This is a genomic window from Micromonospora sp. 050-3, assembly GCF_046549335.1.
Classification (GTDB): Bacteria; Actinomycetota; Actinomycetes; order Mycobacteriales; family Micromonosporaceae; genus Micromonospora; species Micromonospora trifolii.
Genome location: NZ_JAJPVX010000002.1, coordinates 668,460 through 688,289 on the forward strand (window position 1 = coordinate 668,460; position 19,830 = coordinate 688,289).

At 69.8% G+C, this 19,830-nt stretch carries 19 protein-coding genes and 1 tRNA gene; 8 read left to right on the plus strand and 12 right to left on the minus strand.

Translation table 11 applies throughout. The features are described from left to right. Positions 1–37: 37 nt before the first annotated feature. Positions 38–877, plus strand: coding sequence for a stage 0 sporulation family protein (locus ACLJOK_RS18080; RefSeq protein ID WP_410819958.1), 840 nt, complete (start codon positions 38–40; stop codon positions 875–877). Between the two features lie 113 nt (positions 878–990). On the opposite strand, the gene ACLJOK_RS18085 is transcribed toward ACLJOK_RS18080, so the two are convergent. Continuing rightward, positions 991–2,745, minus strand: a complete 1,755-nt coding sequence (locus ACLJOK_RS18085; protein WP_410819959.1) for a metallophosphoesterase family protein — start codon at positions 2,743–2,745, stop codon at positions 991–993. 144 nt (positions 2,746–2,889) lie between these two features. Here ACLJOK_RS18085 and ACLJOK_RS18090 point away from each other — a divergent pair. Both ACLJOK_RS18090 and ACLJOK_RS18095 read left to right on the plus strand, forming a co-directional pair. After that, positions 2,890–2,963, plus strand: a tRNA-Thr gene (locus ACLJOK_RS18090). A gap of 108 nt (positions 2,964–3,071) precedes the next feature. Further along, positions 3,072–3,521: a DUF6228 family protein gene (locus tag ACLJOK_RS18095; RefSeq protein ID WP_410819960.1), complete on the plus strand. Its 450-nt coding sequence runs from the start codon at positions 3,072–3,074 to the stop codon at positions 3,519–3,521. Between the two features lie 7 nt (positions 3,522–3,528). Here ACLJOK_RS18095 and ACLJOK_RS18100 read toward each other — a convergent pair whose 3' ends face one another. After that, positions 3,529–3,747, minus strand: coding sequence for a hypothetical protein (locus tag ACLJOK_RS18100; RefSeq protein ID WP_410819961.1), 219 nt, complete (start codon positions 3,745–3,747; stop codon positions 3,529–3,531). Positions 3,748–3,847: 100 nt separating this feature from the next. Between ACLJOK_RS18100 and ACLJOK_RS18105 the strand changes: the two genes are divergently transcribed. Continuing rightward, complete coding sequence (locus tag ACLJOK_RS18105) at positions 3,848–4,009, plus strand: hypothetical protein (protein WP_410819962.1); 162 nt, start codon at positions 3,848–3,850, stop codon at positions 4,007–4,009. Between the two features lie 54 nt (positions 4,010–4,063). On the opposite strand, the gene ACLJOK_RS18110 is transcribed toward ACLJOK_RS18105, so the two are convergent. The 5 genes from ACLJOK_RS18110 to ACLJOK_RS18130 form a co-directional block, all read right to left on the minus strand. Further along, entirely contained in the window at positions 4,064–5,329 is a 1,266-nt protein-coding gene (locus ACLJOK_RS18110; protein WP_410819963.1) for a glycosyltransferase, read from the minus strand. Positions 5,330–5,337: 8 nt separating this feature from the next. Further along, positions 5,338–5,952, minus strand: a complete 615-nt coding sequence (locus tag ACLJOK_RS18115; protein WP_410819964.1) for a tetratricopeptide repeat protein — start codon at positions 5,950–5,952, stop codon at positions 5,338–5,340. Between the two features lie 301 nt (positions 5,953–6,253). Next, positions 6,254–8,359 carry a hypothetical protein gene (locus ACLJOK_RS18120; RefSeq protein WP_410819965.1) on the minus strand — a complete coding sequence of 702 codons (2,106 nt, stop codon included), beginning with the start codon at positions 8,357–8,359 and terminating at the stop codon, positions 6,254–6,256. Positions 8,360–9,114: 755 nt separating this feature from the next. After that, complete coding sequence (locus ACLJOK_RS18125; RefSeq protein WP_410819966.1) at positions 9,115–9,990, minus strand: patatin-like phospholipase family protein; 876 nt, start codon at positions 9,988–9,990, stop codon at positions 9,115–9,117. A 90-nt stretch (positions 9,991–10,080) separates the two neighbouring features. Further along, entirely contained in the window at positions 10,081–10,725 is a 645-nt protein-coding gene (locus tag ACLJOK_RS18130; protein WP_410819967.1) for a class I SAM-dependent DNA methyltransferase, read from the minus strand. 110 nt (positions 10,726–10,835) lie between these two features. Between ACLJOK_RS18130 and ACLJOK_RS18135 the strand changes: the two genes are divergently transcribed. Continuing rightward, a complete protein-coding gene (locus ACLJOK_RS18135) occupies positions 10,836–11,390 on the plus strand; it encodes a DUF4240 domain-containing protein (RefSeq protein ID WP_410819968.1) in 555 nt (184 codons plus the stop codon). 15 nt (positions 11,391–11,405) lie between these two features. On the opposite strand, the gene ACLJOK_RS18140 is transcribed toward ACLJOK_RS18135, so the two are convergent. The 3 genes from ACLJOK_RS18140 to ACLJOK_RS18150 form a co-directional block, all read right to left on the minus strand. Beyond that, positions 11,406–12,854 (minus strand): gamma-glutamylcyclotransferase family protein, encoded by a 1,449-nt coding sequence (locus tag ACLJOK_RS18140; protein WP_410819969.1) that lies wholly within the window; start codon positions 12,852–12,854, stop codon positions 11,406–11,408. A 215-nt stretch (positions 12,855–13,069) separates the two neighbouring features. Further along, positions 13,070–13,954 (minus strand): SAM-dependent methyltransferase, encoded by an 885-nt coding sequence (locus tag ACLJOK_RS18145; protein ID WP_410819970.1) that lies wholly within the window; start codon positions 13,952–13,954, stop codon positions 13,070–13,072. 96 nt (positions 13,955–14,050) lie between these two features. Then, positions 14,051–14,668: a pyridoxamine 5'-phosphate oxidase family protein gene (locus tag ACLJOK_RS18150; protein WP_410819971.1), complete on the minus strand. Its 618-nt coding sequence runs from the start codon at positions 14,666–14,668 to the stop codon at positions 14,051–14,053. Positions 14,669–14,835: 167 nt separating this feature from the next. Here ACLJOK_RS18150 and ACLJOK_RS18155 point away from each other — a divergent pair, with 167 nt between their 5' ends. The 3 genes from ACLJOK_RS18155 to ACLJOK_RS18165 are packed head-to-tail and all read left to right on the plus strand — an operon-like array spanning position 14,836 to position 17,005. Next, positions 14,836–15,339: a DUF2231 domain-containing protein gene (locus ACLJOK_RS18155; protein ID WP_410819972.1), complete on the plus strand. Its 504-nt coding sequence runs from the start codon at positions 14,836–14,838 to the stop codon at positions 15,337–15,339. Further along, positions 15,339–15,890 (plus strand): Hsp20/alpha crystallin family protein, encoded by a 552-nt coding sequence (locus ACLJOK_RS18160; RefSeq protein ID WP_238681905.1) that lies wholly within the window; start codon positions 15,339–15,341, stop codon positions 15,888–15,890. Before ACLJOK_RS18155 ends, ACLJOK_RS18160 begins: the two co-directional genes overlap by 1 nt. Positions 15,891–15,898: 8 nt before the next feature. Then, on the plus strand, positions 15,899–17,005 hold the full coding sequence (locus ACLJOK_RS18165; protein WP_410819973.1) for a glycosyltransferase family 9 protein: 1,107 nt from the start codon (positions 15,899–15,901) through the stop codon (positions 17,003–17,005). Position 17,006: 1 nt separating this feature from the next. Here the strand turns inward: ACLJOK_RS18165 and ACLJOK_RS18170 are convergent, their stop codons facing one another. Further along, a complete protein-coding gene (locus ACLJOK_RS18170; RefSeq protein WP_410819974.1) occupies positions 17,007–17,885 on the minus strand; it encodes a glycosyltransferase family 2 protein in 879 nt (292 codons plus the stop codon). Further along, on the minus strand, positions 17,882–19,717 hold the full coding sequence (gene rfaE2 / locus ACLJOK_RS18175) for a D-glycero-beta-D-manno-heptose 1-phosphate adenylyltransferase (RefSeq protein ID WP_410819975.1): 1,836 nt from the start codon (positions 19,715–19,717) through the stop codon (positions 17,882–17,884). The genes ACLJOK_RS18170 and rfaE2 overlap by 4 nt, the downstream gene beginning before the upstream one ends. Positions 19,718–19,830 lie beyond the last annotated feature (113 nt).

The window sequence follows — 19,830 nt, forward strand, 5'->3', positions numbered from 1 at the left end:
CTGCGCTTCGCGGCGTGACCCGTCGTAGGGTGGGGGGATGGGCATGCTCTGCGCGGTCAGCTTCAACCGGTACGGGCGGCTCTACTACCTCGACCCGGGCGAGTTGCGTCCGCAGGTGGGCGACCGGGTGCTGGTGCCCACCGATGACGGGCCCGAGGTGGCGGAGTGCGTGTGGGCCGCGCAGTGGGTGACCGAGGAGACCGACGGCTTCCCCCGCCTGGTCGGGCTGGCCGGCGACGACGACCTCCGCCGGGACGAGGCGTTGCGTCGGCGCAAGGCCGAGGCGAAGGTTGCCGCGAAACGGCTGATCCGCTCGCACGGCCTGCCGATGAAGGTGGTGGCGGTCGACCATGTGCTCGGCTCCGCCGAGAGCGGCGGTGAGCGCAGCACCGTGTACTTCACCGCCCCGCACCGGGTGGACTTTCGCTCCCTGGTCCGCGACCTGGGCGCCACCCTGCACTGTCGGGTGGAGTTGCGCCAGCTCTCCGCACGCGACTCCGCGCGGGTGCAGGGCGGCATCGGCTCCTGCGGTCGGGACCTGTGCTGCGCCACGTTCCTCACCGACTTCGAGCCGGTGACCATCCGGATGGCGAAGGACCAGGACCTACCGCTCAACCCGCTGCGCATCTCCGGCGCGTGCGGTCGGCTGATGTGCTGCCTCAAGTACGAGCACCCGCTGTACCAGCGTTTTCAGGAGACCGCCCCGTCGGTCGGCAGTCGGGTCTCCACCCCCGAGGGTGATGGCCGGGTCGTCGGCCACAGCGTCCCCCGCGACGCGGTGACCGTACGCCTGGACGCCGACGGCTCTCGCTGCTCCTGCTCCCGAGCCTCCGTCTGCGCCCCCCGCCAAGCCCACGACCAGCACTACACCCCCTAACCCCCGCCCGTCCCCTGTCCCCATGCCCGTCCCACATTGATCATGAAGTTATTGCCGTCCGGAGCGGCGTGTCGGGGCAATAACCTCATGATCAACGGAGGGGTTGGTGGGGGTTAGTGCAGGACTGTGGGGGGTTCGGTTAGGTGGGGGGTCAGGGGAGACTTGGGGATCAGCCAGCTCTGCGTGGGGGACTGGTCGGGGTTCACCTGCCAGTCGCGGGAGACCCGGTCCACCCCCAGCGGGTAGATGGTCAACGTGCCGTCCGGGTCGATGCGCAGTCGCAGGAACGACTTGGAGTCCTCGATGCCCTGGCCGGCGAAGAGTTCGTTGACGTTCACGCCGAACGAGCCCGCCACCAGCAGGTACGCCGCCACCAGCTGGCTGGCGACCAGACCGATCACCGGGCCGTAGAGGACCGCCGCGGCGACCGCCGGCAGCGGCCACGGCCAGTCGTAGAACGGTAGCGCCAACCAGACCCAGGTGCCCGCCGCCGCCAGCGCCACCTGCGCCACGCCGTGGCCGACGCCGAGGATCCAGTGCCGCGCGTGGCGTTTGCCGCTCGCGCTCGGCGGCTTGGCGAACAGGGCCGCCGCGATCACCGTCACGAGCACCATCAGCACCAGCGGGACGCTGAACAGCCGCTGGTTCGTGCTGTCGGCCCAGTTCGCCGTCGCACCCGCCATGGCCAGCATCAGCAGGGTGTGCAAAGTGCCGAGCAACGTGGTGAAGCCGGGGTTGCGGAACGGCAACCGGGGGAAGATGCCCCAGCCGTAGCGGCGGGACCGTGCGGCGTCCGGGTAACGGGCCACCAGGTCGTACGGCTGGGCGGAGCTGGCCTTGCGGGCCAGCGTGTCCCGCGGTGGCACCTCGATGCGCTCCGGCAGCTTGTGCGTGGGGTAGAGGTACGCGCCACCCCCACCGCAGGTGATCAGCTGCCGGTCCGGCCCGGAGTAGCGGGCGTAGTGGTGCAGGTCGCCGGAGAGCAACAGCCGCACCCGTGCCCCGGTGGGGTCGATGATCGTACGGATGAAGTAGTCGATCGAGTCGTACGCCGTGGGGTTGTCCGCGGCCTTGACCCAGGTCGGCGCCGGCGCCGCGATGATCACCTTGGACTCCGGCCCGAGCCGCCGGGCCACCTCGTCGAAGTAGGCCAGCTGCGGGTCGTCAAGGTACGAGCCGGACTGGTCGTCCACGCCGAGCAGCCACCAGCCGGCCGGCAACTCCACAGCGAAGTACGACCGGGACTGCCCGGTGCCCCAGCCCGCGAAGTTGCGGTCCCGGGAGCGGACGAACAACCGCAGGAACGCGGTGAGGCCGTCGTACCAGTCGTGGTTGCCCGGCACCGCGAAGAGCGTCGGCTTCTCGGCCGGCGCCACCGGCAGGGCGGCCTGGTAGGGGCCCTTGCACCGGTCCTCGTACGCGGCGTAGGCCGCTGACGGGTACACCTGGTCGCCGCCCATCACCAGGGTCTGCGCCCGGGGCAGGCGGTGCCCGTCGACGGTCAGCTCGGGCTGCGCCAGCAGGTACGCCACCGAGTAGGTCGCGTTGAAGCCGTCACCGAGGTCGGCCACGTAGTCGAGCCACAGCCCGCCGTCCGGCCCGACCTGGCGGAAGACGCCGTCGCCGAACGCGTTCTGCAACTCGCGCTTGTCGAGGTACGCCCCGAAGAGCAAAGCCAGTAGCGTCCGGATGCCGGTGCTGATCAACAGGAACGGCGCCAGCCACGGCACCGGCTTGCGCGGCGTGAAGCCCAGCTCCAGCGGGTCGGTGCTGCGCGGCCGATGGGCGGCGCGTTCACCGGCCGGCGCACGGTCAGGGCGCTCGGTGGGCTCGTCCTGACGTTCGGGGTGGTCGCGTTCGTCGCTCACCCGCCGCAGCGTAGTCCCGGCCCCGATCATCCGCTGTCCGGTAAGCGTCCAGATGGCGGCCGATGTCCGGTTGGTGCTGGCGGGCTCGGCGGGGGTATCCCGTGCGGTCGGTGCCGCCGGGGTGCCGTACACTTGCTGATCGTTGCCGCCTTAGCTCAGTCGGCTAGAGCGACGCACTCGTAATGCGTAGGTCGACGGTTCGATTCCGTCAGGCGGCTCGGTACAGAAGCCCAGGTCATTGGCCTGGGCTTCTGCCGCTTCTCAAGGTCGGCAACCGCACCGGCCGGGAGGCCGGCCACCGCCGAATGGGCATAATGCGAGCCACTATGAGCGAACCGTTCGTCCTTCAGAGGTCTGGCGACCAGCGGTGGCTTGTTCGTCCTCCGCAAGATCCGTATGGCGACGGCTACGTCTACACGATCGCGACGGAGTTGCACGAGCTGGGCATGACAGCGTCGACGGTCGCGAAGGTCGATGGGCTCTACGCCCCCCTGGATACGACGCTGTCCGGTTTCGTGGAGAGCCTCGCTGCCGATTGGGAAGGTTGGAGCGGCACCCGTACCTGGACATCCTTGGAACGCGAGCTGGTGATCGACGCTCGGCACGACGGTCGAGGCCACGTGTCGCTGGGTGTGACTCTGCGGGCTCCCGGCCCCGATTGGGACGCCACGGCCTGGTCCGCCAGAGCGGTCTTCGTCCTCGAAGCAGGGGAGGAACTGACCCGCCTTGCCCGCGACCTCACACACTTCCTCCACACGTGGCAGCAGTCGCAGTAGATCGCTCTTACCGCAGCATGTCCGCGTCGCCCGTTTCCTGATCGACAGCCACCCGCAGCGGCCATCCGAAACTCACAACGTGGCAACGCCGCTCACCGGTCACGGTCACCACCTCCTCGGCGGTCACCCCCTGCACGCTCGGAAGTTCGCGCAGGTCCTGACGCTCGCCGAGGCGGTCGGCCAGGAATCGCATAGCGATCTGGACCGCCGCATCAGTGTCAATCACCAGACGAGAGTACGTAGTGGAGGTCCAACCCGGCCATCCATGGACCGCCGCCTCCGTCGTATTCCGGCGCGCAGGTGTGAGTCATCAGGTGGACCTTTGGGTGCCCGACGTCCTGTCGCTTGGGGGCACGGCAGTACCTGAGGAGCCGACCGGGATCGCCATGGCCATCATCGTCGACACCGCGTTGTCACTTGACCTCTGGCCGGAAGGCTTCACCCAGGGAGTCGGCGGGCGCACGTACCACTACAAGCCCAACGACTGATCCCGTTGGACGATGGACCGCGGGTGGGCGAACCCGTCAGGGCCCGCGCGATGGTCATATGTTCAGCGGGCCGCCGTTGCGCAGGGCGTCATCCTTGATCGCGATGAGATTTGCGGAGACGTACGGGATGTTGTGCGCCTTGTGCCATTCGCTCGGGAAGTAAGTGACCAGCCGCGACGCCTGAAACCGGCATGTGATTTCAGGTACGAACCGAGAGTACTTGGCGTCCGTGAAGTACCAGAACGAGTTTTCGTTGTAGAACGCCACGTGCGTCGGGTCCTGGTAGGCGCCTCGACCGTCGGTGCTGGGCGTCAGCGACAACAGCATCCCGTTCGGCGCGAGTAGTCGGTACAGCTCGTTGAACAGTGCGATCTTGTCCGGGATGTGTTCCAGGAAATCCACCGCCCGAATGACCCCGACGCTGTTGTCCGGCAGGTCGACACCCTTCGTTATGTCGCAGACGATGTCCACACCCGACCCGTCGTGGTAGTCCAGCCCTAGGTACCCTTCCGGCTTGTTGTGCGCGGCGCCCAGGTCGAGCGCCAGGAGCCCCTGCCGACGTGACCAGGCCAGCACATTATGTTGAATGTTCCGGTCGTAGATCTCCACCGTGCGCTGCTGGATACGAGCGTTGACTTCTGGAATGCGCTGCGTGTTCTTGGCGTGCATGCGTTGGAGGTACAGGCACTTCTGAATGTGATGGAACTCGCTCACCTGGTACATCCGAGCCATGAGATCGGCATCGTCTGCAACGTCGAGCGACTCGTCGTACCCGCCGACCTTCTCGTAGATGTCCCGGCGGAACGCCCGTACATGGTTCGGTGCGTACCAGATGTAACTCACGTTGTGTGGCGTCGGCGGCAGCGCCCGGCAGACCAGCACTTCGCGGCCGTCCACCTTGTCGTCGTAGTGCCGCCAGCCGAACGAACTCGCGAAACGGTCTTCAGAGCGGCCGCCGTCCTCCTGGATCTGTGCGGTGTCGCTGTAGACGAACCCCACCTCCGGGTTGGAGTCGAAGGCGTCGACGATCTCTTGCAAACAGTCACTGCTGAGCAGGTCGTCGTCGTCAAGCTCGACCAGGATGTCACCGGTAGCCTCGGCGCAGGCATAGCCCTTCACGGCGCCGACGCCGTTCAGGTCGTCCTGGACAATGAGCCGGATCCGATCGTCGTGCCTCTCGGGCCGCCAACGCGACCCCTGATTGAGGATGACCACCCATTCCCAGTCGGTGAAAGTCTGCGCCATGAGCGATTCGAAGCACTCATCGATGAAGCGGGTGCGGTTGCTTCCCGTGAAAACCGTTACGCGAGGTGTGCGCATTGAGCCAATCACCGACCCGCCGAAGTCGAAGACCGGGTGGTAGGAGTTGTGCGGTACTTCGCGGGGACGGCTGAGGTGAGCCCCTTGTCCAGACGGATCGCCGTCTTGAAGGCGTCCCGCGCTGCTGCGTCCTCACCGGACTGGGACAGCAACATGCCCAGTCGGAGGTAGGCGGTCGACGACTTGTCGTCGATCGACACGACCTTGCGGTAGATGTCTATCGCCGTCGTCGGTGCCTTGCCTTCCAGTGCTATGGCCTTGTTGTAAAGGGCCGGCTTGTAGTTGGCGTCGGCTGCCAGCGCCTTGTCGTAGTTGCTGATCGCCTCGTCGGCCTGGTTGCGCGACTGGGCGATGTAACCCAGGTTGAACCAGGCGAACTTGTTGTCGGCCTCGGCGTCCAGCAACTTCTCGAAGGTGACCTTCGCCGCGTCGAAGTTGCCGGCCTGGCCCTGCTCGACACCGAGCTTGAGCAGATCCTCCGGCGTAGTTTCGGTGCCGCCGTTCGACTTGTCGGTGTTGCCGGCGTTGTTCGTCTGCGGCTTCTCGGCAGGCTTGTCGCTGCATGCCGTGACTCCGGTCAGCAGGACCGCACCGCAGGCGAGCGACCCGAATATCTGACGCATGTCCATTACTCCTCCTCGACGGTAACGGGGCTGTCCGACCTGCTGTTCGGCCGGTTGGCATCGCTGCTGTTTGACGTTGCCCGGCCTGACGTGTTGGACGGAGCCGTCAATGCCAGCGGTGTGGCGAGTGAAATGCACGAGACCCAGATGTCAGCGCCTCCGCCAGTGAAGGTGAACTGATAGCCGCTGGTCGACAGTGGCTGGATGAGCACAGGGTTGACGCCTGCTCCCGAGAGCTGGTATCCGGTTCCGACAGCAATATCTCCGGCCTGGCAGCCGAAGTTGACAGGGGTGTCTGCGATCACGGTAAGCGGGCCCTGAATGTAGGCGGCCTCGATTCCGTTGCCCGCCACGCCCTGCGGGCCCTGGGCACCCGTGGCGCCCTGCGCACCTTGGGCGCCTTGGAAACCCTGGGCGCCGGTGGCGCCTTGAGCACCTGCGTCGCCTTGTGGGCCTTGGGCGCCGGTGGCGCCTTGGAAGCCTTGGGCACCTTGGGCACCCGCGTCGCCCTGGGGGCCTTGAGCACCTGCGTCGCCTTGCGGGCCTTGAGCGCCGGTGGCGCCTTGGAAGCCTTGAGCGCCTTGGGCACCCGCGTCACCTTGCGGGCCTTGGGCGCCGGTGGCGCCTTGGGCACCTGTGTCGCCCTGCGGGCCTTGAGCGCCGGTGTCGCCCTGCGCGCCGGTGGCGCCTTGGAAGCCTTGAGCGCCTTGAGCACCGGCGTCACCTTGCGGGCCTTGGGCGCCGGTGGCGCCTTGAGCACCCGCGTCGCCCTGGGGACCTTGGGCGCCGGTGGCGCCTTGAGCGCCCGCGTCACCTTGCGGGCCTTGAGCGCCGGTGGCGCCTTGGGCACCTGTGTCGCCCTGCGGGCCTTGAGCACCTGTGTCGCCCTGCGCGCCGGTGGCGCCTTGGAAGCCTTGAGCGCCTTGAGCACCGGCGTCACCTTGCGGGCCTTGGGCGCCGGTGGCGCCTTGAGCGCCTGTGTCGCCCTGGGGACCTTGGGCGCCGGTGGCGCCTTGAGCGCCCGCGTCACCTTGCGGGCCTTGAGCGCCGGTGGCGCCTTGGGCACCTGTGTCGCCTTGCGGGCCTTGAGCGCCTGCGTCGCCCTGCGCGCCGGTGGCGCCTTGGAAGCCTTGAGCGCCTTGAGCGCCTGTGTCGCCCTGCGCGCCTTGAGCGCCTTGAGCACCCGCGTCACCTTGCGGGCCTTGGGCGCCGGTGGCGCCTTGAGCGCCCGCGTCACCTTGCGGGCCTTGGGCGCCGGTGGCGCCTTGAGCACCCGCGTCACCTTGCGGGCCTTGAGCGCCGGTGGCGCCTTGAGCGCCTGTGTCGCCCTGCGCGCCGGTGGCGCCCTGGAAGCCTTGAGCACCTTGAGCACCGGCGTCGCCCTGTGGGCCTTGAGCGCCGGTGGCGCCTTGAGCACCCGCGTCACCCTGCGGGCCTTGAGCGCCGGTAGCGCCTTGAGCGCCCGCGTCGCCCTGCGCGCCGGTGGCGCCCTGGAAGCCTTGAGCACCTTGAGCACCGGCGTCACCTTGCGGGCCTTGGGCGCCGGTGGCGCCTTGAGCGCCTGTGTCGCCCTGCGCGCCGGTGGCGCCTTGGAAGCCTTGAGCGCCTTGAGCACCGGCGTCGCCCTGGGGACCTTGGGCGCCGGTGGCGCCTTGAGCACCCGCGTCACCCTGGGGACCTTGGGCGCCGGTGGCGCCTTGAGCACCCGCGTCACCCTGGGGACCTTGGGCGCCGGTGGCGCCTTGAGCGCCTGTGTCGCCCTGCGCGCCGGTGGCGCCTTGGAAGCCTTGAGCGCCTTGAGCACCGGCGTCGCCCTGGGGACCTTGGGCGCCGGTAGCGCCTTGAGCACCCGCGTCGCCCTGCGCGCCTTGAGCACCTGTGTCGCCCTGCGCGCCGGTGGCGCCTTGGAAGCCTTGAGCACCTTGAGCACCGGCGTAACCCTGCGAGCCTTGGGCGCCGGTGGCGCCTTGAGCACCCGCGTCACCCTGGGGACCTTGGGCGCCGGTGGCGCCTTGAGCACCCGCGTCGCCCTGCGCGCCTTGAGCGCCGGTGGCGCCTTGGGCACCTGCGTCGCCCTGCGCGCCGGTGGCGCCCTGGAAACCTTGAGCACCTTGAGCACCTTGAGCACCCGCGTCACCCTGCGAGCCCTGCGCGCCGGTGGCGCCTTGAGCACCCGCGTCGCCCTGCGCTCCTTGAACGCCGGTGGCGCCCTGGGCACCGGTGACACCTTGGAAGCCTTGCGCCCCTGCGTTGCCTTGCGCCCCTGCGTTGCCTTGCGCCCCTGCGTTGCCTTGCGCCCCTGCGTTGCCTTGCGCCCCTGCGTTGCCTTGCGCCCCTGCGTTGCCTTGCGCCCCTGCGTCGCCCTGCGCGCCTGCGTCGCCCTGAGCACCATGAGCGCCCGCGTCACCCTGGGCGCCTTGCGCACCCTGGGGGCCTTGGGCGCCATGCTTGTCGTGCTGGTAGTCCCCCTTGTCCTTGTCGTGCTTGTCCTTGTCCTTGTCGTGACCACCCCAGGGGCTCTGCCAGCCCTGCGGACCGTAGTCCGTTTGTCCGTCGGGGTACTGGTCCCACGAGTCGCCGGGTCCGTCGTCGTCTTGACGGACGCTTGACCAGGATGACGGCCACCCACCGCGTTGGCCCAGCGGACCGGGCGTACCGATGTGTACGTCCTGCGCGGACGGCTTCGTCTCCACCGGCTGCGCTGCGGCTGCAGGCCCACCCGTCATCCCGACTACCAGTAGGGCGGAGCTCAGCCCTGAAGCGGCCCGGCCATGGTTCAGGCTGCGCCGCAGCCGTCGGTTGTTACTCATGACCCCTCCAGAGCCACTCTGGATACACCCAGAGTTACCTACCCGTCACCCGACGTTATTCGTTGGGCGAGTCGTAGCGTATTCGACTGATTGGTCGGTCGAGAGGGGTTTTGAAAGTAGTTGGGTACATTTTGGAGAATGCGGAATTTCCTTACGATAAGGGCATAAGCCCTGGCCGCAGCGCTGCGAGCCACCGATCCAAGGACTTGTCACGTTCGACCGTGGATGGCCACCGCGACCCGGAGGTTCGTCCGGGGCAGCCGGTGGGTCCGCGGTAGGTGCGGCGCGCAAGCTGGGAAGCCGCCACCGTGCCTGTCGCGTTCGGCACGACGGCACGCGGAGACCTGGGGTGTCAGGCTCGCGGTTCGCGCCCCGGCGTTGTCTCCGCAAGTGCGGCGGCAACCCGGAGTGCCTCGCGTCGGCCCTGCTCGCGGGCTGCGGCCACGAGCGCGGGCACGACGGATCGGTCCATCACGCTGGTCCCCTGGGCTCGTTTGGAGGCCGGATCCCGGAGCAGCAACTCCACCCGGCGATCCGTTCCCAGCGCGGCTCGCTGCTTGTCGATGCGCGCCCAGGGTCCGATCGCGGCGGTGCTCGGCGCGAGGGCGATGACCGGGCCGTTTCCGGGGGCGAGGTCGAGGTTGAGGGTCGACCGCATGCCGCCGTCCATGTAGCGGCGACCGTCCATGCTGACCGGGGTCGCGGAGATCGGCATGGCGCAGCTTGCGGCGACGGCGTCGACCAGGGGGACGCCGTCGTGCCGGGTGATGGTGCGACTGACGCCGGACTCGGTGTCGACGACCACGATGCGGAGGTCCGCGTCGTCCGGCCAGACGTGGTTGGGCAGGCGGGCCTCGGATATCCGGCGCTGCCGGGACGGGTCGTCGATGCGTGCGGCGAGGGCGAGTCGACCGAGGCGGCGAGCGGCCTGCTCGGGGCTGCGCGCGAACAGTTGTGCCCGCGCGAGCCGAAGCAGGTGGAGAAGGCTCAGCGCGGGTGAGGTTTCGTGGGTGACGCCGCCGCGTTGGCGCTCGAAGAGTTCTACGAGTGGGGTGCCGCTGGCGAGCTGAGCGCCCACGACGGCGCCGGAGCTGGTGCCGATGAGGACTGCCTCTGGGGCCACTGTCACTCCCTCGTCGGCCAGCCCGGTGAGGATGCCGACCTCCCAGGCGATGCCGGCAACTCCACCACCGCCGAGCACCCAGACGGGCCGCGCGTCGTCCGTCATCAGTCGCCTCATTCGAAGTCGAATACTGCTAACGCTGTACGCAGTTTAGGGTAACGGCGGTGCCGGAGGATTGGCAACATGCGGTGCCGCTCAGGGCTCCCGTCGTCCGACGATGATCCCGCCGAGCCGGCTCTCCGCCGAGGTGACGGTGGTCTGCGAGTCGATCGTGAAGCCGCTCTGGCGTAGCCAGGCCGCCACCTGGGCTGGCTGCCGACGATGGACGCGCACGTTCATCGGGTGCCCGCCGTAGCCCTCGGTCTTGAGGGTCGTTTCGTCACCCACGTGGAAGCCGAGCAGCAGCGGGCCGCCGGGCCGCACCACCCGCCGGAAGTGGGCGAGCACGACGCCGATCTGGTCGTCGGGGATGTGGATGAGGGAGTACCAGGCGACCAGGCCGGCGACCGAGCCGTCGGCCAGATCGAGGTCGGTCATCGAGCCGACCTCGAACCTCAGCTCACTGTGGTCACGGCGGGCCACGTCGATCATTCCGGGTGAGAGATCGATCCCGAAGGCGTCGACGCCGAGCGTGTGCAGATGGGCGGTGATTCGCCCCGTCCCGCAGCCCACATCCGCGACCGGCCCGCCGCCGGCAGCCTGCACGAGCTCGGCGAACGATGCCAGGGCGGCTCGTTCGTACGGTGCCTCCGCCAGGAGGTCACGTACCAGGTGCGCGTAGCTGACCGCGACCGTGTCGTAGGAGGTGCGGGTCGCTGGCAACCAATCGTCGAGGTGCACCAGGCAACGCTAGAGCAGTGGTACGACGACCGGCCGATGTGGAGAGCCGACGGGGCTGGCGGTCCTGTCGTGGCGGCGGAAGTGTCGGCGGTGGTCGATATGGTCCGGCGGTGACCGTGACCACCGATGCCCCTGGGACGCTGCCCACCCCCGCCGACGAGGCCCGGCTGTGGGCACTCATCGAGGCGGCCTGGGCCGAGTTGGGCGCCGAGCCCCTGGCGCTGCGGCAGGCCCTCGTCGAGCGCGACCCCGCCGGCGACGACGGCGACGACGATGACGGCCCGTCCTACGCGATCGACGCCTGGCTTGATGCCTTCCTGGGCCACCTCGGGCAGTTGACCGTCGAGCTGACCGGGCAGGAGTTGACGGATCTCGACCGGGTGGTGGAGCGCAAGCTGCACGACATCGATCGGGAGGACATCCACGAGGTGACCGACGGGTCGGACGACGGCTTCCTCTACGCCCGAGGTTTCATAGTGGCCCTGGGGCGGTCGTACTACGAGGCGGTCCGCGCCGACCCCGCGATGGCGCTGCTGGACGCCGACTGCGAAGGCATGTGCTACTTCTTCGCGCACCTGCACAACGACCGGTTCGGATCGTGGCCGGAGACCGGCTCGGGGATCTCCCGGGAGTCGTTCGGCAACCCCGCCGGCTGGTCGGCCTGATCGTTGCCATCTGCATCAGCTCGGTTCGCGCTGCTGAGGTGGGGCTGCCTCCGTCGCCGGCAGTTCGATCCGGCGGAGGTTGACCTTCGAGACGCCAGGCGGAGTGCTGGTATACCGCTCCAGGTTCTCCAGCAGGCCCTCGTGCCGCGCGTGTGCCTTACAGACGCTGTCCAGATACTCCTGCCGGATCCGCGCGGTGCCCATCACGATGCCCTGGCGTGCCCGGTCGACCTGCTCCTGCCGCCCCGTGTAGATCCACACCACGTCGGGCACCACGGTGCCGGCCGGCACCGAAAGCCCGGTGGTGAGCACGGTGCGCTGGTAGTTGCCCTCGCGTTTGTCCAGCTCGACGAGTTGCTCGCCCCGTACGAGGATCAGGATTCCGTCGAGGGCCGCCGAGGCGTCAGCGTCCGGCTCGGCATTGAGGAACAGCACCTGGATCTCGGGTTCGTCACCGCTCGCCAGGTCCTGGTAGCGGATACGGCCCGGTCCGGTGTTGTCGGTGCAGACACTCCACGTCCGGCGCCAGCCGTCCAGGGTGGCCCGGCAGTAGTCGACGCCCTTCCGAGCGGGCCGACCTAGCAGGTCGCTGATCGTTTCGGGCGCGACCAGTGAGCCGTACGCGAAGATGCCGTACGTCGCCGGTTCGTCGAAGCGATCCCAGCCGCGCCAGTCGCGAGGCAGTCGGGTCAGGTCCGGTTCGATCGGCACCGCCCTACCCTCGTGGAAATCCTTGGCGAGCGCATAGCTCTGCTGGTCGTGGACGCTGATGTTCAACCCGGCGACCCTGGCCTCCACCACGACGAAGATGTGGTAGGTGCGGCTGTCGAGCTGCCGGCCCTGCACACTCGTCGCTCGCCCGTCGTGCAGAGGCGCCTTGAGCGGGATCCAGAGGGTCAGCGGCATGCACGAGTCGACCCGAGGCCACACCCGTTCCTCCACCTCGGTGGCCTCCGGGCTGAGCACCTGAAGCTGCTCGCGTTTAAAGAAGGTGCTGCCGTCGATGAGCGACGTGGAACGGAAGGCAAGGTAGGCCCGTGCCCGGATGTCGCTGAGCGTGACGCCGTGGATCTTCTTGTAGAAGCGGATCGCGATGATTCCGTCCGTGCTGACCTGCACCGGCCCGGCGGTGTCCGACCGCAGCTCGGCGAGGCTGGACAGACTTCCCTTGGCCCGCCAGGTGAAGAATTCGGTGGCGAAGACCCGGATCATGACGATGCCGATGATCGCGGCCGGGGTGACAGCGCCGAGAAGGCTCGCCAGTGTGGCGAGGAATTCGTGCCAGGTGTTCCCATCCTGCCGGGGAAAGTCCTCCGCGCCGAGGAGCGACCGAGCGGTCGCCAGCCAGGTCTGCGGGAAACCGTTCGGTCTGCCACTGTCGGTCCGCTCGGGGCCGGTGGTGAGCATCGCGGCCACTGTGAAGGCCGCCGAGACGGCCGCGACGAAGAGAACCAGCGCCGTCACCAGCTGCCAGGCGGAGGCACGAGCGACCCAAAACCTGCCGGCCCTGCGGATGACAGGGTGCGACCCAGGCCAGTTCGTCCTCATTGGACCCCCTCCCGTGGGGATCCAGCGTAGGCGTGCGAGCGTTATCGGTGACTGTCATTCAACAGACATACCGATTGCCACGACATCGCCGCGGGCCGTGCCCACCGCGCCACAGGTGATCGGGCGAAACCTCACGCCTTCTCAAGCACGATCAAGCGGTACTCCAACCAACGCCGTGACAATCCAGCCTGCAAGGCGGAACCGCCAATCATGTTGGCCCAGAATGGCACCTCGACAAGACGGTTGCGAAGCCGCGGAAGCAAGGCTGTGGCGCCGACAGTCAGCTTGATCACGCGGTCGCGGGGCCGCCCGAGGTGCAGGTATGGGGTGAGATCCAGGTCCTCGACCAGGCGCAAGCCAGCGCGCTCGGACATGGCGGCCAGCTCGGCCACGGTATGCAAGCTCCCGATCCGCCAGCCGGCGCGGAACTGGTCGAGACAACGCTCCCGAGCGGCGAGCCCGCGATCCTTCTCGGTCATCCAGTCGTCGCACAGGATGAGGCGCCCTCCAGGGCGCAGCCGCTCCACCAGGGACGGGATCAGGTTCTCCAGCGACGGCGAGTGGACGACCGCCTCCACGGCGAGCATGGCGTCGTAGTGGGGTTCCGCTGGCAGCTCGGCGAAGTCGGCACAGATCACGTCACAACGGCCGGTCAGTCCTTCGCGGGTGAACCGCTGCGCGGCGATCTCGGCCTGCACGCGGCTGATGGTCACCCCGGAGACGAACCCGTCCACCTCGCGGGCCAGGCGAACCATCGTCCCGCCGACACCACAGCCGAGGTCAAGCACCCTTGCGCTCCCCGCAGGGACCTGCCCGCGCAAGCGCTCGATGATCAGGCGGTTGACGGTGTCCATGGCCGCTGCCGTGTTCGCGACGTCCGGCGTCCACACACCGCGATGGATGGCGTCACTGCCTGGGCTCTCGGCAACCAGGAGGAACCGACGCGTGTTGTCGTCGTAGTAGTCAGCGACGCGATCAACGTGGCCAGACGCGCCTCGTTCAGGTGCCGAATTCATCGGCGAAAGCTATCAGGCCACCCCCGGGACCGTGACTATCGGTAACCGTAGGCCAACGCGGTTGATCACGCTCGATCTTCCTCTCGTGCAGCGGGATCAGACGTAGATCTTCGTGGCGTACGCCGGGCCGTAGTGCCGTTCCAGGTCTTCGAGGCTCTCCGTCGGGGCCTCGACCTCCTTGATCAGGCGTGCCCGGGACGGCAGTGCCTCGGGCTGCCAGGTCTCCGGCCGCCACAGTGCGGACCGCAGGAACGCCTTCGCGCAGTGGTAGAAGATCTGCTCGATCTCCACCACCACCGCGAGCACAGGTCGGTGCCCCTTGATCACCATGTCGTCGAACCAGGGCGCGTCGCTGACCAGGCGGGCCCGCCCGTTGATCCGCAGCGTGTCGGTCCGCCCGGGGATCAGGAAGAGCAACCCGATGTGTGGGTTGTCGAGGATGTTGCGGTAGCCGTCGGCCCGCTTGTTGCCGGGCCGCTCGGGCAGCGCGATGGTCGTGTCGTCCAGCACCAGGGCGAACCCGGCCGGGTCGCCCTTGGGTGAGACGTCGCAGCTGCCGTCCGCGCCGGCCGTGGCCATCAGACAGAACGGCGAGGCGCCGAGCCACTCGCGGTCCCGTTCGTGCAGCCGGGCGCGTTCCTTGTTGGCGGCCCGCGCGTTCGGCACGCCGAGCAGCTCGCGCAACTCCTCGTGCGACGTGATCTCCACCGTCACGTTGATCCTCCCTCAGCCGTTGACCCGGTGGCGGGCACCACCGTCGTCAGCGTAGGCCGCCCTGACCAGCGAGAGGTTTGTGCCTGGTTGCCGGGGGTACGGCCTCACCCGACGCGCTCGCTGCAAGCAGACCGTTCCGCAGGACGCCGACCAGTGGAGGCCGGGAGATGGAGAGCCGACTCAAGGTGCTGGGTCACCCAGTCCATCCGATGCTGGTCATGTTCCCGGTCGCGCTGCTGGCCACGGCGGTGCTGTTCGACGTGGTGGACACCGTCGGCGGTCCCGACTTCCTCGGCGAGGTCGCGTACTGGAACATCACTGTCGGCCTGATCGGCGGCCTGCTCGCCGCGGCTGCCGGCTCGTTCGACCTGTTGGCGATCCCGACCGGCACGCGTGCCAAGCGGGTGGGTCTGCTGCACGCGGGCGCCAACGTCGCGGTGATCCTGCTCTTCGCCGCCGTGTGGGCGGTGCGGCTCAACGCGGATTCCAGGGCCGCCGGTGGGGCGCTGGTCGCCATCGAGGTGGTCGCGCTGGCGATTCTCGGCATCAGCGCCTGGCTCGGTGGTGAACTGGTTGACCGGCTCGGTGTGGGCGTCGACCCCGACGCCGGCCTGGACGCGCCCAGCTCACTACGGCCGCCGACGGCCACTCAGCGGATCGGAGAGGTGTGATGAGCGAGCAGCAGTTTGGCGGCTTCGGCCGGGGGTGGCGCGGCAACCGGCAGCAGGGCTGGGACCCGATGGGGGAGTTGCAGTCGCTGCGCTCCGAGTTGAGTCGCCTGGTAGGTGGTCGCGGCGGGGCGTCCGACGTCGAGTTGACCGAGACCTCGGACGGCTGGGAGGTCGTCGTCCGGCTGCCCGGGGTGGCGCCGGAGGAGGTGGCCGTCGAGTTGGACGACCGCGAGTTGTGCGTGCGGGCCCGCTCGGAGGCGGAGGTCAACGCCGACCAGGGCATCCCCGGCGGCTTCGAGACGCGCGGCTTCGAGTACCGGGTCAACCTGCCGGCGCGGGTCGACCCGGACACCATCGACGCGCTGATGGATCACGGCCTGCTCCGGGTCCGGCTGCCGCGGGCGACCCGGCCCGCGCCGCGCACCATCACCGTCGGCCGCACTGGGCCGCGCTCCGGCGACCTCTCCACGGGTACGCCGATGCCAGCCGATCCCGCCGCGGACCGGGAGCTGCACCGCCCGGACACCGCTGGCGAGATCGACCGGCCGTAGCGGGCCGGGTGGTCACCCCGTCCGTGCTCGGCCCGACGGCCGAGCGCCTTCCCGACGTGCGGCGGATCGCCGTGCTGCGCGCCAACGCGCTCGGTGACTTCATCTTCGCCCTGCCGGCACTGGAGGCGTTGCGCAGCGCGTACCCCTCGGCGGAGATCGTGCTGCTCGGTGCGCCGTGGCACGCGAAGCTCTGGCGCGACCGGCCCGGCCCGGTGGACCGGGTGCTGGTGGTGCCGCCGGCAGCCGGCATCCGTACGCCGGAGGCGGGTGAGCCGGAGTCGTCGATCGACGACTTCGTGGCCGCTGCCGCAGGCGCGGAATTCGACCTGGCGGTGCAGATCCACGGCGGGGGTGCCAACTCCAACCCGCTGATCAGTCGGCTCGGTGCCCGGTTGACTGTGGGTCTGCGCGCCGACGACGCGCCGCCGCTTGACCGGTGGCTGCGCTACGTCTACTACCAGCACGAGGTGATCCGCTACCTGGAGGTGGTGGCGCTTGCGGGAGCGCCGGCCACCACCATCACGCCGACGCTGGCGGTGACCGACGCCGACCGGGCCGAGGCCGCTCAGGTGCTCGGCCCGGCGGGCCGTCCCCGGGTGGCGTTGCATCCGGGTGCCACCGACACCCGCCGCCGCTGGCCCGCCGAGCGCTTCGCCGAGGTGGCCCGTGCGCTGCACGAGGACGGCTACGAGGTGCTGGTCACCGGCACGCCCTCCGAGCAGGAGGTGGTGAACCGGGTCGTCGCTGCGGCGCAGGTGCCGGTGCGACAGCAGGTGGGCACGCTCAGCCTGGGTGGTTTGGTGGGCTGCTACGCCGACTGCGCGTTGGTCGTCTCGAACGACACCGGCCCGCTGCACCTGGCCGCCGCTGTGGGCGCGCCAACTGTGGGCATCTTCTGGGTCGGCAACCTGATCAACGGGGCCAGCCCGCTGCGGGCCCGGCATCGGCCGATCAGCTCGTGGACGGTGCACTGCCCGGTCTGCGGTGTCGACTGCACACCGGGCATCTACCCGCACCGGCCCGGCGACGGTGAGTGCCCGCACCGGGACTCGTTCGTGAGCGACGTACCGGTGATCGAGGTGCTGGAAGCCGCCCGCGAGCTGCTCACCCGGTAGTTCAGGCCGGCTGCGGGGTGTCCTCCTCGGCGAGGACGACCTCCCACGCCTCCACGTCCCGGTCGGTGACAGTGGTGGGGGACTCCAGGTGGTACGCGCCGCTGGGCAGGATGCCCGCGCCGCCGTAGCGGGCCAACACGGCGAGCTGCGCGGCCACGTCCTCGCCCTGGTGCTTCTCCTGCACCCGACGCCAGAAGTCGAAGCCACCGGCGTCGACGAGCTTGGCCCGGTCGTAGAGCACGCACCCGCCGATCCAGGAGACCTTGTACGCCCGCCACGCGCCCGGCGGCAGCGCCAACTGCTCGGTGATGTGCAGCAGGTTCGCGGCCGAATGGATCCGGGCCCGGTTCCACTCCGGGGTGCCGGGTCGGATCCGCTCCGGTGTGGGCGTGCCCGCCCACTCCTCGTAGTGGCCGTGCGATTCCGGCCGTACGTCATCGGTGTACGAGAGCCCGTGCACGCCGTTGCCGACGAACCCGCAGCCCAGCTCACCGATCGCGGTGACCAGTCGGTGCAGCGCACCGGCTTCCAGCCAGATGTCGTCGTCGAGGCTGAGGACGTAGCGGGCCGCCGAGGCGGCGAGCAGGTACGCCCGGTGTTCGGCCAACCCCCGTCGGGGCAGCCGGCGGGTCAGCAGCACCGGGTGACCCCGGTGGCGCAGCGCCCGGACCATGGTGGCCGCAGCGGGATGCGTGAACGCCGGATCCCCGTCGGACTGGTCGCTGACGACCACGCCGAAGCCGGGTACCCCGTCCTGGGCGGCGAGCCCGCCCAGGGTGACGGCCAACTCGGCGGGCCGGTTCCGGGTCGGGATCAGCACGTCGACCAGCCGATCGGCGCGGAACTCCTCCGGGGTGCCGAGGTCGAGGGGGCGGTTCACGACGCCTGGGTGCGGGTGCGCAGCGACGGGTCAGGCTCCCGGTCGTCGAGGTGTGGCGACGGGTCCTGGCTGTGCGACCGGATCCGCTCGATGATCGCGGAGGTGGACCGGTCCGGCACGTACCCCAGGGTGCGCACCTGGCCGCCCAGCCGGCGCACCAGCGGCGCCTCCGGCACCAGCTCCGGCGGATAGTCGCCGCCCTTGACGTACACGTCCGGTCGGACCGCCTCGATCAGCGCGGCGGGTGAGTCCTCCTCGAAGACCACCACGTGGTCCACGCAGGCGAGCGCGGCGAGCAGGGCACCCCGGTCCTCGACCGGGTTGACCGGCCGGTCCGGGCCCTTCAGCCGTCGTACGCTGCCGTCCGAGTTGACTGCCACGATGAGCAGGTCGCCCAACGCGCGGGCCTGCTCCAGGTAGCGCACATGCCCGCGATGCAGCACGTCGAAGCAGCCGTTGGTGAAGACCACCGACCGTCCCGCCTCGCGGTACTCGGCGACGATCGCGTTCAACTCGTCGCCGCCGACCAGCGCGGGGTGGCTCGTGGTGTCGGTCGGCTGGTCCAGTGCGGCGAGCAGGTCGTCCCGTCGGCACACGCAGGTGCCGGTGTCCGAGACGGTGATGGTGGCCGCCAGTTGGGCGAGTTGCGCGGCGGTGGGCAGGGGCGCGTCGGCGGCCAGGGCCAACGTCATCGCCGCCAGGTAGGCGTCACCGGCGCCCACGGCGTGGCTCGCCGGCACCGGGGTGCTGTGGCTGCGCCGCGGCTCCCCGTCGGCGCCGCCGACCACAGCGCCCTCGGTGTCCAGGGTCACCGCGACCACGTCGGCGCCGGTGTGCGCACGCAGTTCGGCCAGCCGCGACTCGGCCAGGACGGCCCGGTCGACGCCCTCCCCGGCCCGGGTGTTCACTGTGACGCCGGTGCCGGTGACGCTGAGCCCGTCGCCGGTGAGGGCCACCCGTCCCTCACCCGGGGTGGGCTCGCCGACCGGTCCCGGGCGGTCGGCCCGGGCCACCTCGGCGGCCGTGTCGTCGGCGCGTACCGCGCCCGGGGCCGCGCCGACGGTCATCTCGGAGGGCCCGTCGACCGGGTCGCCGTCCGGGTGTTCCAGGTGCAGTTCGGTCCCGCCGGTCGGTCGGGTCGTGCCGCCCGCGCGGGCCAGCAGCCGGGTCGCCTCGGCGAAGCTGGGGGTGACCACTGTCGGCGCGAGGCCCCGCCAGTCGGCCAGGTCGTGGGCGTCCAGCGCGACTGTGGCGTACCGCTGACGGTTCTCGACCAGCCACGCGCGGACCGGCGCGGGCAGCGCGCCCAGGCCGTAGTCGCAGACCACCAGGGTCGGCGCCTCTCCGCCGGCGGCGGCGCGCAACTCCCCGGTCGCGCAGCTCAGGGCGGTGAGCAGCCGGGTCACCCCGTCGTGGTCCAGGGCGTCCTCCGGGTCGCCGGAGTCCTCACGCAGCAGGATCTGGTTGCCGGCCAACATTCGCCGCTTGACCGGGGTGGGTCGCCCGGGCTGGTTGACGGTGCGGTCCCAGACGCTCGCGCGGTCCAGGCAGTCGTGCAGTTCGTCCCCGGCGACGTCCGCGCCGACCGGTGCCACCAGCACCGCCCGTCCGCCGAGGGCGGCGACGTTGACGGCCGTGTTCGCGGCCCCGCCGGCGGCGGAGATCCGCCGGCGCAGGGTGAGGACCGGTGCGGGCGCCTCCCGGCAGAGCCGGTCGGAGTCGGCGAACCGCCATTCGTCCAACATGGCGTCACCGACGATCAGCACTGGGCGTCCCAGCCAGCTCTCCACGACGGTGGCGAACCGGCGCTGTTCCGCTGCTGCTCCTGCCATGCCTCCCCGGGTCCCCAGCGGCCTGGGGGACAAACCTGCGCGCCGGCCGGCCCCGCCGCTGGCCAGGCGACCTTCGACGGCTCCTGACCGGTCCTCACCGGTCCGGACCGGTC